Genomic DNA, 13828 nt, shown 5'->3' with positions numbered 1-13828 from the left:
AATAAGAGGCGGACCACGTCGTGAAAACAGGCGATCCCATTTTTTTCAAAGAGAACACTTTAAATGATGGCTGCATAACTATGTTGAATCATCGCTATCAAAGAGAAGAGGAAAAGAATGACTATCAAGCAGCGTTTATTTATATCGCATATATTGATGATTATTGTCCCAGTTTTATTGAGCTTATTAGCTTCAGTGATTGCTTTTTTAATGGTCTGGCGTTATTTCTGGGGGCTAGATGAAGGAGCCATGATCAAGAATACCGAATTTCGTGCCCAGTATGCGACGGTTGAAAGTCTGGTGATCAAATGGGATACGGAGAAGACGACAGATGCAGAAGTAGTTGCCGACATGCAACATTTCAAAAAGACCAATCATAGCAAAAATATTGCATTGCTGGTTTATCGCGGCGATAAGCTAATTTCGTCTGTAGGGGAAGTAACAGATCAAAAAATGAAAGAAACTGCTCTTAAAGAAGAGGGAGAACATAGTTACTTAAAAGATCAAACCTTTCTTACGACATTTGATACCAGCAACTACAAGATTATCTTGATCAATTCAAATTATTACAATGATTTGTATTATCAAGATCCATTATGGGATCGCGATTACAAAGCGATGTTGTCTCGGATCATCGTGTTAGTCGTGATTTTGATTTTGTCGATTATTTTTATTACTAGCCGTGTTCTGACGCGATATCTAACAAGAAGTATTACCGATCCTTTGGAATTATTGACTGTAGGTTTCTATAAAATCAGAGAAGGAGATCTGCAATATCAGATCCAGTATACGAAGCAAGATGAATTTTTGCCGGTCTCAAAAGACTTCAACGGTATGGCACGTCAGCTGAAAGAAATGATGGATAATCAAAACAAACTGGAAACCAATCGTCGAGAATTGATCGCGGGTATTTCTCATGATCTGCGAACCCCACTGACTTCGATCAAAGCCTATGTCGAAGGATTAGAGAAGGGGATCGCTAATACACCTGCCATGCGGACCAAATATTTTACGATTGTAAAAAAGAAAATCGATGATTTGGACCAAGTGATCGCACAGCTTTTCTTGTTTTCTAAGTTGGATACCGGTGAATTTCCTTTCAATCTAGTGACAACTACCAGCAAAAAACTGATCGATGAATACATCGGCTTTATCCAGCAGGAATACGAATTGAATGGATTGACGATTCTATTGAAAACGACGGATCAAAACGTTTCGCTAGAAGTGGATCCAGTCCAGTTTCGTACAGTCTTAACAAATCTATTTGAAAATGCCCGCAAATATGTGAATCGCAACGATAAACAAGTGGTCGTGTCTTATGAAGTAGTTGAAGAACAGTTTATCTTGTCGATCATTGATAACGGCAGCGGTGTGTCGGAAGAGAATTTGGAGGACTTGTTTGAACTTTTCTATCGCGATGACCGTTCAAGAACCAACCCGAGCAAGGGCAATGGCTTAGGCTTAGCGATTTCGAAGAAAATCATTGAAGGATTCAATGGGACGATTCAAGCGTATAACCATCCAGAAGAGGGATTAGCGATCGTTATCACCCTCCCAGTTAAATCAAAAAGGAAGTGATCGAAGTTGAGTGTACGAGTATTAATTATTGAAGACGATGAAGATATTTCAATGATCGAAAAAGATTTTTTAGAAATGGAAGGGTATGAAGTCCATATCGTTAACGACGGTTGTGTGGGCTATCATGAAGCATTGACGGAAAAGTACCAATTGATCTTATTGGATGTGATGCTGCCAGGAATGGATGGACATGAGATTTGTCGAAACATTCGCGATAAAGTCGATATTCCAATCATTATGGTCACGGCCAAGTCAGAAGAATTAGAAAAGCTGCGAGGCTTAGGTATAGGTGCGGATGATTATATTTCGAAACCTTTTTCGCCAACCGAACTTGTTGCTCGGGTCAAAGCGAACATTGCACAATACAATCGGATCAAGCGCGGGCAACAGACAGAAACTGTATCTAGTGAAATCGAATTAGGCGGAATCCGAATCAACTCACAAACGCATCGGGTTTACGTAGATGGAATCGAAGTTGACTGCAAACATCGAGAGTATGAGTTATTGCTCTTTTTGATGGAAAATCCAGAGATCGTCTTCAGCAAAGAACAACTCTATGAAAAAATCTGGGGGATGGAAGCACTAGGCAACATCCGAACCGTCGCCGTCCATATCAATCGTTTAAGAGAAAAAGTCGAGGAAGATCCCACTAATCCACAATATATTCAAACCGTCTGGGGAGCAGGGTATCGCTTTAAGGCGTAGCATTGCAGCAAAGTGGATAATTGCTGCAAAAAAATATAGCAGCAAGAATCTTTTTTCAGCATAGGTGCTGTTTAAAGAGATTCTTGCTTTTTTGTATGAATAGATGACAATTTTGTTCGTGAAAGCCATTTTGTGTTACAAAAATGTAAGCAGATTAAAAAAAAACTAATAAATGAAATAAAAAGTTTATCGCCAGTTTATAAATTGTTTAACATTTCAAGGTCAATTATTTACTCCTTCATTCTAGAATCAATATAGCAAGAAAAGGAGGGATTTGGTGAAACAACGAATCAAAAATGAACATGTGCGTCAAGCACTCTTCTTTGCAGGCAAAACCCTTTTTTATTTCTGTATCATTTTGATGCTGATTTATCTTTATCATTATAAAAACGTGCAAGGTGGCACCTTTATCTATAATGAATTTTAGGAGGAATGTTCATGAACGTGGTAAATATTGTGCAAGCCATTGAAGAATGGGCACAAAAGGATCCAGAGAGGATTGCCTACCGAGAAGATGACCTAACATATACTTATGGACAATTAGCAGCTCGCTCCGACCGATTAGCTGCCTATCTCGAGGAAACTCTGGAAACTCGCGGACCGATCGTGGTTTATGGCGAGTTAGAATTTGACATGCTGACAGCCTTTCTGGCAGCTTCCAAAACAGGACGGGCATATATTCCGATTGAAAGTGCCACGCCAAAAGAGCGCATTGAATTGATCCTCTCTGTGGCTACACCGGATTTGATCATTAGCGTAGCTGATTGGCAAGGTCCGGAAACAATGATTCCAATGCTAGAAATAAATCAATTGGAAGAAATTTATCAAAGTGGGCGCAATTTAGGCCACACAAAAGCGCTAAGGAAGGATGATATTTATTACATCATCTTCACATCAGGAACGACCGGCATCCCTAAAGGAGTCCAGATTAGTCATGGGAATTTATTGAGTTTCGTGCAATGGACATTGAAGGATTTTTCCTTACGCGAAGGGATGCATTATTTGGCACAGGCACCGTATTCCTTTGATCTCTCTGTCATGGGGTTATACCCAGCATTGACTTCTGGCGGCTGTTTGGTGCCTTTAAAAAAGGCGGTCATTAATGACTTCAAAACATTGTTTGGGATCTTGCCGCAATTGGCTATCAATGTTTGGATCTCGACACCTTCATTTATGAAACTATGTTTGATGGAAGAGACCTTTGACGGGATGCACGTTCCTCAGTTGGAACGTTTCTTATTCTGTGGGGAAGAACTACCAAAAAAAACCGCTCAAGCACTGCTGGAACGTTTTCCAAATGCAAAAATCTACAATACCTATGGACCTACTGAAGCGACTGTTGCAGTATCCGGAGTGCAAATCACTGAAGAATTACTGGAGCAATATGATCGGGTGCCAATTGGGTATGTGAAAGAAGATTCGACGGTTTTCTTTATGGAAGAAAATCAACTAGTTCCTAAAGGGCAAGTAGGTGAGATCATCATTAGTGGTCCTAGCGTGTCAAAAGGGTATCTGAACAATCCCGAGAAAACAAAAGAGGCATTTTTTGTCCATGAAGGGCAACCAGCGTATCGAACCGGCGATAGTGGCAGAATGACGGAAGATGGTTTGTTGCATTATGAAGGGCGCCTTGATTTTCAAGTGAAGTTCCATGGGTATCGAATGGAATTAGAAGAGATCGACCATCATTTAAGCAATAGTTCGTGGGTCAAACAAGCCGTCGTAGTCCCAAAATATCAAGAAAAGAAAGTGGAACAGCTGATTGCTTATGTCGTTCCCGAAACGCACCCCTTCGAGAAAGAGTTTCAACTGACAAAAGCCATCAAATCTTCACTGAGTGAAACGGTGATGGAGTATATGATCCCGCAGCGATTTATCTATGTTGAGCAGTTGCCTCATACGGCAAATGGCAAAATCGACCGCAAATGGCTGACAAATGAGGTGAATCCTTCATGAACCTGCAGCATATGATTCCTTATGCAAATCCCACCTATTTCATTTGGCTAATGGTAGGATTGCTTCCGATGATGCTTGTGCTGCTGTTCAAACAAAAGCGTTGGCAATGGTATCAAACGTTACTCACACTAGCGGTATTGTACGTAAGTTTTGGTGGTGAATATTGGCAGCAGGGGCTGGCGCTCATCGGGTACGTCGTGTATCAGACATTACTCGTCTATGGCTATTATCAGCATCGCCAACGAGCAAATGCTTCAGGCGTCTTTTATGGTGCAGTGGTAGCAGCGATTTTACCGTTGGCATTGAGCAAAGTCACCCCTTTCTTTGTTGGACATGCCTCACTGATTTATTTCTTGGGCATCTCTTATCTGACCTTTAAATCGGTGCAAATGATTATGGAGATACGGGATGGACTGATCAAAGAATACCATCCTTGGCGTTATATCCAGTTTCTACTATACTTTCCAACGATTTCTTCGGGGCCGATCGATCGGTATCGCCGCTTTGAGAAGGATCTGCTGAATCCGCCGACAAAAGAAGTGTATCTCGATTATTTAAACAAAGGAGTCGCCAAAATCATGCTAGGGCTCCTGTATAAGTTCATTCTTGGTTATTATCTCGGTCAAGTATTACTGCCGATCGTAACCAAAGAAGCCCTACAAAATGGCTTGTTCTCTTGGGGGATGCTGGGTTATATGTATGTTTATAGTATGTATCTGTTCTTTGATTTTGCTGGCTATAGTTTGTTTGCGATTGGTGTCAGCAACTTCATGGGTTATGATACACCAGCTAACTTCAATAAACCTTTTCTGGCGCCCAATATCAAAGAATTCTGGAATCGTTGGCACATGAGTCTGTCTTTTTGGTTCCGAGACTATGTGTACATGCGATTGATGTTCACGCTGATCAAGAAGAAAGTTTTCAAAAGCCGTATAGTCGCATCCAATGTCGGCTATTTTGCCCTCTTTTTGTTAATGGGCATTTGGCACGGACTTACCTGGTATTACATTTTATACGGGGTATATCATGCGACATTGATTTGCGGAAATGATGCGTGGATCCGTTGGAAGAAAAAACAAGGAAATCTACCATCGAACAACCTAACCAAAGCGGTGTCCACTGTATTGACCTTCCAAGCAGTTTGCTTTAGTTTTCTGATTTTCTCAGGAATCTTGGACAAATTATTCGTTAAATAAAAGGAGAAAAGAATATGACAACCAAAGAAGCAGTATTAGACATTTTAGAATCAGTTACAGGAAGTGACGAAGTAAAAGAAAACGAAACGATCGATCTTTTTGATGAAGGATTATTAGATTCATTAGGATCTGTTCAATTGCTGGTTGAACTAGAAGGGCAGTTAGGAATTGAATTTCCCGTATCAGAATTTGACCGGGTAGAGTGGAATACACCAGCAAAAATCATTGAGAAAGTCGACACGCTGCAAAGCCGATGATGAAAAAACGACTACTCACGGCTTTTGGACCGCTTCTTTGTGCGGGGATTCTTGTCGGGGTACTCTTCCTTGGCCCTTGGAAGATCAATAGCCACGATCCGAAAGTCATCGCTCAAGCGGCGACGGCAATGAATGATGCGGTATTTCGCGGGGATCGTATCAAAAATGAGGCAATAGCAACAGGAAAATATGTCCCATTTTTTGGCTCATCCGAACTAAACCGTGTGAGTGCCACCCACCCTTCCGTATTGGCGCAGAAATATCAACGTTCTTATACGCCATTTTTGATTGGTGCACCTGGCACTCAGTCGCTGACCCAGTACGCCATCATTCAATCAATGGCGAAAGAATTAGCAGGGAAAAAAGCAGTCTTCATCGTTTCCCCTCAATGGTTCGTTCCTAAAGGGTTGAAAGGAGACTATTTCAACCATCATTATTCCGAACAGCATGTGTACGATTGGCTCTCTTCGTTAAAGAAAGTCTCTGACACCGATCAATACTATGCCGAACGTCTCTTAGACTATTCGAAAGTGAAAGAAAACAGCTTGACGGAACAAGTCTTGAATGAAGTGAAATCCGGTAAGATACCGACTGATTGGCAGAAAAAACAGATTGATCTGCAACGATCCATTTTGAAACGGGAAGATGAGCTTTTTAGTGGTCTCGGGTTGGGGCACAACTTGATCGACAAAATCACTGCTGCTGCAAAGAAATTACCTTCTACCTATAATCTCGCTCAAATAGAACAAGTAGCCGATAATGAAGGAAAAGCAGAAACGACTAATAATTCTTTAGGGATCAAGAATTCTTTTTACCAACATAATCTGCAAAGCCGCATAGATAAAATGAAAGACTCACAAAAGAAATGGGATTATCGTTTTGGACCAGAATATAGCGACTTTCAACTAGTACTGACAGAATTTGCTCGCAACAATGTGGATGTCTTATTTGTGATTCCGCCCATCAATCAGAAGTGGATGGATTATACCGGCTTGCCGCAAGAGGTGTTGTCCGGTTTTGACAAAAAGATTCGCTATCAGTTAAGAAGCCAGGGCTTCATGAATATCGCTGATTTATCAACGAAGGGCAATCAACCCTATTTCATGGAAGATACGATTCACTTAGGCTGGCGTGGCTGGTTGGCAGCAGATGAATACATTCAGCCATTCTTGGATTCCAAGGTCAAAGGGAAACCGTTGTATGAAATCAACCATTATTTTCTCTCCAAAAATTGGCAGCAAGAAGCACCAAAAGATATTCAGGGGAAATGAAAAAGGAGGACTGTTGGAGAATAGGAATGCTGGAGGCTTCATTCAATGAGTAGACATACGAAAAGACATGCAAAAAGACGTACAAAAAGAAACGTTCAAAAACTATTACTTGGGATTGATATCCTGGTAATCATTTGTGGTCTCATTGGCATCTACTACTTGTTTTTGCCAACGGAACCAACGGCTGCTTCTGATCATTCCAGTGAGCAAGTCGCACATTCCAGTACTGCCAGCAGCTCCTCCTCCAAAAAGGAGCAACCCGCAAACAAGAAACAGGACTTGTTGGATGCGGGGAACTATGACAATCTCATTAGTGACCAAGAAGTCGTCACAGACGAAGGAGCCAGCTACGATCAGAAAATTCTTTCCAGTGGTTTTATTGGAAGTGCATTGGTTGTAAAAAACGGGAAAGTCCTGCTGCACAAAGGGTACGGATATGCTGACAAAGCAGCTGATGTCAAAAACACCCCGACGACGTTATTCAATATTGGCTCGATGCAAAAAGGATTGACGGCGGTCTTGATCATGCGGGCAGTTAAGGATGGGAAACTATCCTTGACGGATACATTAGCGCGCTTTTATCCGTATATTCCAGGCGCTGCCAAGATTACGATTCAGCAAATGCTGCAGATGGCTTCCGGACTCAAACTTTCAGAAAATCCCCAAGGACTGGAAGACGTGCAGAAGATCCTCGACTGGGATGCCACCCATGCCGTCTTATCCGGAACTCAAGGAACATTCAAATATAGTCCCATCAACTACAATTTACTGGCAGGTATTTTGACAAAAGTATCAGGAAAAAGTTATGATGCGCTGTTAACGGATTTTTTTATCAATAAAAACAATTTAAAGCAGACATTGTTATACAAAGCTTTCTTGCATCAAAAACATCTAACTGTCGATTATAAAAGTGATGATGATAAGAACCCATACAGTAAGCCTAATAAAATTTCTATTTCCGACTTAGCTTCAGAAATAGGAACCGGGAACTTGTATATGTCAGTGGGAGATTTATATCGCTATTATGATTTATTATTGAATGAAAAATTATTAGATTCTGCTTTATTGAAGCAAATGCAACAACCAGCAGCAGGCAGTAATTATGTTGCAGGATTTTATGATGCAGGGGATTACTATCGGTCACATGGTGGAAAAGGAGAGTTTGGATCCTATGGCTTGTTTAGCAAAGACAATAAACTCAGTGTGATTTTACTTTCAAATCATAGTTGTCAAAGTAATAAGCGATTGATCGAGCAACTATATAGTCCTCTTGCGAACGTCAAAGCAGCATTTTAAGTGAAAAATAACAATCAGAAGGAACCATCAGCCCGACAAAAGCACATGCTTTCGTCGGGGCTGATGGTGTCTTTTTTTAGTTTCTTTCAAAGGGGATCCTCACAGCAGTTTGTAATGATTCCAATGTATCTCTAGGGGCTAGATTAGAAGAATTTTAAAAAAGTAGGCAATTGCGTTTGAACTTCATTCTCAATTAGTCTAAAATAGTGAGAAAGAAAAGATACTGGAGGGAACAGAATGTCAGTTTTAGAAATCAAAAACCTGCATGTCCAAATTGAAGATAAAAAGATCTTAAAAGGTGTTGACCTTGTTTTAAAAACCGATGAGATCCATGCCATCATGGGACCTAATGGGACAGGAAAATCTACCTTATCTGCAGCAATTATGGGAAACCCGAATTATGAAGTCACTGAAGGAGAAATCTTGTTCGATGGGGAAAATGTGCTGGAAATGGAAGTGGATGAGCGAGCACGTTTAGGTTTGTTCTTGGCGATGCAATACCCTAGTGAAATTCCAGGAATCACAAATGCTGAATTCATGCGAGCTGCTATCAACGCTAAACGGGATGAAGAGGACAAAATCTCTGTCATGGATTTTCTAAAGAAATTAGATCAAAAAATGGATCTATTGAACATGCCAGAAGAAATGGCAGAACGCTATTTGAATGAAGGTTTCTCTGGCGGGGAAAAGAAACGGAACGAAATCTTGCAATTATTGATGCTAGAACCAACATTTGCGATTTTAGATGAAATCGACTCTGGATTAGACATTGATGCCTTGAAAGTCGTCGCTAAAGGGGTCAATGAAATGCGCGGGGAAGGCTTTGGCGCGCTCATCATTACTCACTATCAACGGTTGTTGAATTATATCACTCCTGACGTGGTACATATCATGATGGAAGGTCGCGTGGTAATGACGGGATCTGCTGATTTAGCGAAACGCCTGGAAGCTGAAGGCTATGCTGGAATCAGTAAAGAATTAGGGATCGACTACAAAGAAGAAGAAGCATAAGGAGGCAAGGCAAATGGCAAAATTACAGGATTATCTTGACCAAGTCAACGTGTTTTCAGCGTTGAAAGAAGAACCTGAATGGATGTTGGAACTCCGCCAAGCAGCCCTTGCAAAAGTGGATGAACTCCCGTTTCCAAAAATTGAACGGGTCCGTTATGAACGCTGGCCTTTGTTTAATATCAATGAAGCAGCACTTGTCGGTGAACAAGAATTCTCTGGCGTGATTGATCTAGCGGCAGCAGGATTGGGAGCAGTTCCATCCTTTGATGCAATGGATAGCCATCCAACGGTTGTTCAGTTTGATGAAACAACGGTCTTTGAACAATTACCGCAACATCTAGTGGATCAAGGGGTCATTTTTACGGACTTGTTTACCGCAATGAGAGAAGTACCTGAACTCGTCAATCAATACTATATGACTAAAGCAGTCCCAATGGACGAAGACAAAATGACTGCGGCCCACGCGGCATTTATGAATAGTGGTTTATTTTTATATGTACCCAAGAATGTCATCATTGAAGAACCACTAGAAGCAATCTTCTATCATAATGGCAACAGCCACGCGCATTTCTTCAAACATGTCTTGATCGTAGCCGATGAGCACAGTGAATTCAGCTACTTGGAACGTTTCCAAACCAAAGGGGATCAAGCCAAAAAGCTATCTGGAAATATCGTTGTAGAAGTGATCGCCAAAGCAGGGGCTAAAGTCAAATTCTCAGCTATTGATCAATTGGGGGTCAATATCACTACCTATATGAATCGACGAGGCTATGTCTTACGAGACGCTATGGTTGATTGGGCGATTGGCGTCATGAATGACGGTGATGTGATTGCTGACTTTGACTCAGACCTCGTTGGCGAAGGCGCACATTCCGAAGTAAAAGCTGTTGCTATCAGTGCTGGCCGACAAACGCAAGGGATCGATACGCGAGTGACAAATAAAGCACCACATTCGATTGGTCACATTTTGCAACATGGTGTCATTAGAGAACGCGGCGTCTTGACCTTCAATGGTATCGGACATATTTTAAAAGGAGCCAAAGGTGCCGATGCTCAACAAGAAAGTCGGGTCTTGATGTTGTCTGACCAAGCTCGTGGCGATGCGAATCCGATCCTATTGATTGACGAACATGAAGTCACGGCAGGACATGCTGCCAGTGTTGGTCGCGTCGATCCAGAAGAAATGTACTACTTGATGAGTCGCGGCTTGCGCAAGGAAGAAGCAGAACGCTTAGTGATTCGCGGATTTCTGGGATCTGTCTTAACGGCCATTCCTGTGAAAGAAGTGCAACAAGAACTGGTAGCTGTTATTGAAGGGAAGTTACTTGCATGATCGATGCCCCAAAAGTGAAACAAGCGTTTCCTATCTTGGATCAAGTCGTCAATGATGAGCCATTAGTCTATCTTGATAATGCTGCCACTACCCAAAAGCCGGAAGCCGTTTTGAAGACGATCGCTGCCTATTATCATCAAGACAATGCCAACGTTCACCGTGGCGTTCATACATTGGCTGAACGGGCGACCCATTCTTATGAATCCGCGCGGGAAAAAGTTCGCCATTTTATTCATGCCAAAGAAACAGCCGAAGTGCTGTTCACTCGTGGTACGACGACAAGCCTGAATTGGGTATCCCGCAGTTTTGGGGATCAATTTGTTAATGAAGGCGATGAGATCGTGATCTCTTACATGGAGCACCATTCTAATATCATCCCATGGCAACAACTGGCAAAACGCAAGAAAGCGATTCTGAAATATATTCAGTTGACGCCAGAAGGTATCCTTGACATGGATGATGCACGCAAACAGATCACGGATAAAACAGCGGTGGTTGCCATTGCCCACGTTTCAAATGTTCTTGGTGTGATCAATCCAATTGCTGAGTTAACGCAACTAGCCCATCAACACCAAGCCGTGATGGTAGTAGATGGCGCCCAAGCTGTTCCCCATATGGCAGTTGATGTTCAAGCATTAGACTGTGACTTCTATGCTTTTTCTGGTCATAAAATGTGCGGCCCGACCGGCATTGGTGTTCTATATGGCAAACGTTATTGGTTAGATCAGATGGAGCCAGTGGAATTTGGTGGTGAAATGATTGATTTCGTTCATCTTCAAGAAAGCACGTGGAAAGAATTGCCATGGAAGTTTGAAGCAGGTACTCCAAACATAGCTGGCGCCATTGGGCTAGGGGCAGCGGTAGACTACTTGAGTGAACTTGGGTTAGCGGCCATCCATCAACACGAGGCTGAACTGGTCGCTTATGTTTTGCCAAAATTGCAAGCCATTGATGGACTGACGATTTATGGTCCACAAGAAGCAGCCAAACGAACAGGCGTCATCGCTTTTAACATCGACGGGATTCATCCCCATGATGTAGCGACTGCATTAGACATGGAAGGTGTCGCTGTCCGTGCCGGTCATCATTGTGCACAACCCCTCTTAAACTATTTGCGCGTACCGGCGACTGCACGAGCCAGCTTTTACCTGTATAATACAAGAGAGGACGCCGATCGATTGGTTGACGCCATCAAGTTAACGAAGGAGTTTTTCCAACATGGCATTAACGAAATTAGATAATTTATACCGACAAGTCATATTAGATCATTCCAGTCACCCCCATCATTGCGGAACACTGGGAGATTCTACCTATAAAGTCGAATTGAATAATCCCACTTGTGGCGATGTGATTCATTTAGAACTCGCCGTTGAAGGGGAGACCATCAAAGACGTGGCATTTACCGGTGAAGGCTGTTCTATCAGCACTGCCAGTGCCTCAATGATGGGAGATGCAGTGATCGGCAAAACATTGACCGAAGCAGGAGAATTGTCAGGTTTATTTTCTGAACTGGTCCAAGGTCATGATGTTTCTGATAGCGACCGTCTAGGAGATGCTTCAATGCTCGGCGGAGTAGCTAAGTTTCCTGCACGAATCAAATGTGCAACCCTTGCTTGGAAAGCATTGGAAAAAGCGATTACCGACGACACCCAACAAGCAGATGTGGGTCATAGACACTCAGAAACCGAGGATAATCAAGTAGATTAGAGAAGTTGCAGCAAAACAAAGGAGTGAGAACCATGGGTGTACCCGAATTAGAAGAATATAAATTTGGCTTCCACGATGACGTGCAGCCCGTATTTAGTACCGGTGAAGGCTTGACCGAAGACATCGTCCGTGAAATCTCACGGGTCAAACAAGAACCAGAATGGATGTTGGAATTCCGATTGAAGTCATTAGAAGCCTTCAACAAAATGCCCATGCAAAACTGGGGACCAGATCTGTCCGACATCGATTTCGATGCCATCAAATACTATCAAAAACCTAGCGACAGCCCAGCTCGAGACTGGGATGATGTACCAGAAAAGATCAAAGAAACCTTCGAACGAATCGGAATTCCCGAAGCAGAACGTGCCTATCTAGCCGGGGCTTCGGCACAGTACGAATCAGAAGTCGTTTATCATAACATGAAAGAAGAATTTGAAAAGTTAGGCATCATCTTTACGGATACCGATTCCGCTTTGAAAGAATACCCAGAAATCTTCAAGCAATACTTTTCAAAATTAGTACCGCCAACCGATAACAAATTAGCTGCACTGAATTCAGCTGTTTGGTCCGGCGGAACTTTTATCTATGTACCAAAAGGCGTCCGCGTCGACGTACCGCTGCAAACCTATTTCCGGATCAATGCCGAAAATACCGGTCAGTTCGAACGAACATTGATCATCGTTGATGAAGGCGCCAGCGTCCACTATGTAGAAGGCTGTACCGCACCAACCTATTCCAGTAATAGTTTGCATGCAGCTATCGTCGAAATTTTCACCTTGAAAGATGCCTACTGCCGTTATACCACCATCCAAAACTGGTCCGACAATGTCTATAACCTCGTAACCAAACGAGCAAAAGCATTGGAAGGTGCCACAGTCGAATGGATCGACGGCAACTTAGGTGCCAAAACGACCATGAAATACCCAAGTGTCTATCTCGATGGCAAAGGCGCCCGCGGCACCATGCTCTCCATTGCATTTGCCGGTGCCAACCAAATTCAAGACACAGGTGCCAAGATGATCCACAATGCACCAAACACTTCCAGCTCCATCGTCTCGAAATCCATTTCAAAAGACGGCGGCGCCGTAAACTATCGTGGACAAGTCACCTTTGGCAAGAAGAGCGCAGGCTCTATCTCTCACATCGAATGTGACACCATCATCATGGATGATCTATCGAAATCCGATACCATTCCATTCAATGAAATCCACAACAGCCAAGTATCATTAGAACACGAAGCAAAAGTCTCAAAAATCTCAGAAGAACAACTCTACTACCTCATGAGCCGCGGCCTATCCGAAAGCGAAGCCACCGAAATGATCGTCATGGGCTTCGTCGAACCATTCACCAAAGAACTACCAATGGAATACGCCGTTGAGTTAAACCGATTGATAAGTTATGAGATGGAAGGTTCTGTGGGGTAATTTTATTACCCGTTAAAAATGTTGTTATATCAATGTTTTTAACGGGTAGTTTTTACTTTTGATAAAATTGAATGCCAAATTGAATGCCATTAGC

At 42.5% G+C, this 13828-nt stretch carries 13 protein-coding genes; all 13 read left to right on the top strand.

Going from position 1 to position 13828, the window contains the following annotated elements; translation table 11 throughout:
• Positions 1-117: 117 nt before the first annotated feature.
• The 13 genes from EG2_RS05720 to sufB all read left to right on the top strand — a co-directional run bounded on the left by EG2_RS05720 (position 118) and on the right by sufB (position 13734).
• Positions 118-1578: a HAMP domain-containing sensor histidine kinase gene (locus EG2_RS05720; RefSeq protein ID WP_060813896.1), complete on the top strand. Its 1461-nt coding sequence runs from the start codon at positions 118-120 to the stop codon at positions 1576-1578.
• Between the two features lie 6 nt (positions 1579-1584).
• On the top strand, positions 1585-2283 hold the full coding sequence (locus EG2_RS05715) for a response regulator transcription factor (RefSeq protein WP_003128294.1): 699 nt from the start codon (positions 1585-1587) through the stop codon (positions 2281-2283).
• Between the two features lie 289 nt (positions 2284-2572).
• Entirely contained in the window at positions 2573-2710 is a 138-nt protein-coding gene (locus EG2_RS05710) for a teichoic acid D-Ala incorporation-associated protein DltX (RefSeq protein ID WP_029486349.1), read from the top strand.
• An 11-nt stretch (positions 2711-2721) separates the two neighbouring features.
• Positions 2722-4239 carry a D-alanine--poly(phosphoribitol) ligase subunit DltA gene (gene dltA, locus EG2_RS05705; RefSeq protein WP_060813895.1) on the top strand — a complete coding sequence of 506 codons (1518 nt, stop codon included), beginning with the start codon at positions 2722-2724 and terminating at the stop codon, positions 4237-4239.
• Positions 4236-5435, top strand: coding sequence for a D-alanyl-lipoteichoic acid biosynthesis protein DltB (gene dltB, locus EG2_RS05700; RefSeq protein ID WP_060813894.1), 1200 nt, complete (start codon positions 4236-4238; stop codon positions 5433-5435). Before dltA ends, dltB begins: the two co-directional genes overlap by 4 nt.
• Positions 5436-5449: 14 nt before the next feature.
• Positions 5450-5692, top strand: coding sequence for a D-alanine--poly(phosphoribitol) ligase subunit DltC (dltC, locus tag EG2_RS05695; protein ID WP_060813893.1), 243 nt, complete (start codon positions 5450-5452; stop codon positions 5690-5692).
• Positions 5689-6963: a D-alanyl-lipoteichoic acid biosynthesis protein DltD gene (gene dltD / locus EG2_RS05690; RefSeq protein ID WP_082709524.1), complete on the top strand. Its 1275-nt coding sequence runs from the start codon at positions 5689-5691 to the stop codon at positions 6961-6963. The genes dltC and dltD overlap by 4 nt, the downstream gene beginning before the upstream one ends.
• A gap of 45 nt (positions 6964-7008) precedes the next feature.
• Positions 7009-8259 (top strand): serine hydrolase domain-containing protein, encoded by a 1251-nt coding sequence (locus EG2_RS05685; protein WP_060813891.1) that lies wholly within the window; start codon positions 7009-7011, stop codon positions 8257-8259.
• A gap of 237 nt (positions 8260-8496) precedes the next feature.
• Positions 8497-9270 carry a Fe-S cluster assembly ATPase SufC gene (gene sufC / locus EG2_RS05680; RefSeq protein ID WP_060813890.1) on the top strand — a complete coding sequence of 258 codons (774 nt, stop codon included), beginning with the start codon at positions 8497-8499 and terminating at the stop codon, positions 9268-9270.
• 13 nt (positions 9271-9283) lie between these two features.
• On the top strand, positions 9284-10603 hold the full coding sequence (gene sufD / locus EG2_RS05675; RefSeq protein ID WP_060813889.1) for a Fe-S cluster assembly protein SufD: 1320 nt from the start codon (positions 9284-9286) through the stop codon (positions 10601-10603).
• Positions 10600-11844, top strand: coding sequence for a cysteine desulfurase (locus tag EG2_RS05670; RefSeq protein WP_060813888.1), 1245 nt, complete (start codon positions 10600-10602; stop codon positions 11842-11844). Before sufD ends, EG2_RS05670 begins: the two co-directional genes overlap by 4 nt.
• Positions 11822-12310, top strand: a complete 489-nt coding sequence (gene sufU / locus EG2_RS05665; protein ID WP_060813887.1) for a Fe-S cluster assembly sulfur transfer protein SufU — start codon at positions 11822-11824, stop codon at positions 12308-12310. The genes EG2_RS05670 and sufU overlap by 23 nt, the downstream gene beginning before the upstream one ends.
• A gap of 32 nt (positions 12311-12342) precedes the next feature.
• The gene (sufB, locus tag EG2_RS05660) at positions 12343-13734 is read left to right on the top strand and encodes a Fe-S cluster assembly protein SufB (protein WP_005470231.1); all 1392 of its coding nucleotides are present in this window, start codon (positions 12343-12345) and stop codon (positions 13732-13734) included.
• Positions 13735-13828: the final 94 nt, after the last annotated feature.

It is taken from the genome of Enterococcus gallinarum NBRC 100675 (genome assembly GCF_001544275.1).
GTDB classification, from domain to species: Bacteria; Bacillota; Bacilli; order Lactobacillales; family Enterococcaceae; genus Enterococcus_D; species Enterococcus_D gallinarum.
Note: the sequence above shows the minus strand (reverse complement) of the source record. Positions and strands in the feature narration are given on the sequence as shown.

Excerpts from the sequence above, each read along its gene's own strand:
- EG2_RS05720 (WP_060813896.1), top strand. The coding sequence starts at position 118 with ATGACTATCAAGCAGCGTTTATTTATATCGCATATATTGATGATTATT.
- dltA (WP_060813895.1), top strand. The coding sequence starts at position 2,722 with ATGAACGTGGTAAATATTGTGCAAGCCATTGAAGAATGGGCACAAAAG.
- dltB (WP_060813894.1), top strand. The coding sequence starts at position 4,236 with ATGAACCTGCAGCATATGATTCCTTATGCAAATCCCACCTATTTCATT.
- dltC (WP_060813893.1), top strand. The coding sequence starts at position 5,450 with ATGACAACCAAAGAAGCAGTATTAGACATTTTAGAATCAGTTACAGGA.
- dltD (WP_082709524.1), top strand. The coding sequence starts at position 5,689 with ATGATGAAAAAACGACTACTCACGGCTTTTGGACCGCTTCTTTGTGCG.
- EG2_RS05685 (WP_060813891.1), top strand. The coding sequence starts at position 7,009 with ATGAGTAGACATACGAAAAGACATGCAAAAAGACGTACAAAAAGAAAC.
- sufC (WP_060813890.1), top strand. The coding sequence starts at position 8,497 with ATGTCAGTTTTAGAAATCAAAAACCTGCATGTCCAAATTGAAGATAAA.
- sufD (WP_060813889.1), top strand. The coding sequence starts at position 9,284 with ATGGCAAAATTACAGGATTATCTTGACCAAGTCAACGTGTTTTCAGCG.
- EG2_RS05670 (WP_060813888.1), top strand. The coding sequence starts at position 10,600 with ATGATCGATGCCCCAAAAGTGAAACAAGCGTTTCCTATCTTGGATCAA.
- sufU (WP_060813887.1), top strand. The coding sequence starts at position 11,822 with ATGGCATTAACGAAATTAGATAATTTATACCGACAAGTCATATTAGAT.
- sufB (WP_005470231.1), top strand. The coding sequence starts at position 12,343 with ATGGGTGTACCCGAATTAGAAGAATATAAATTTGGCTTCCACGATGAC.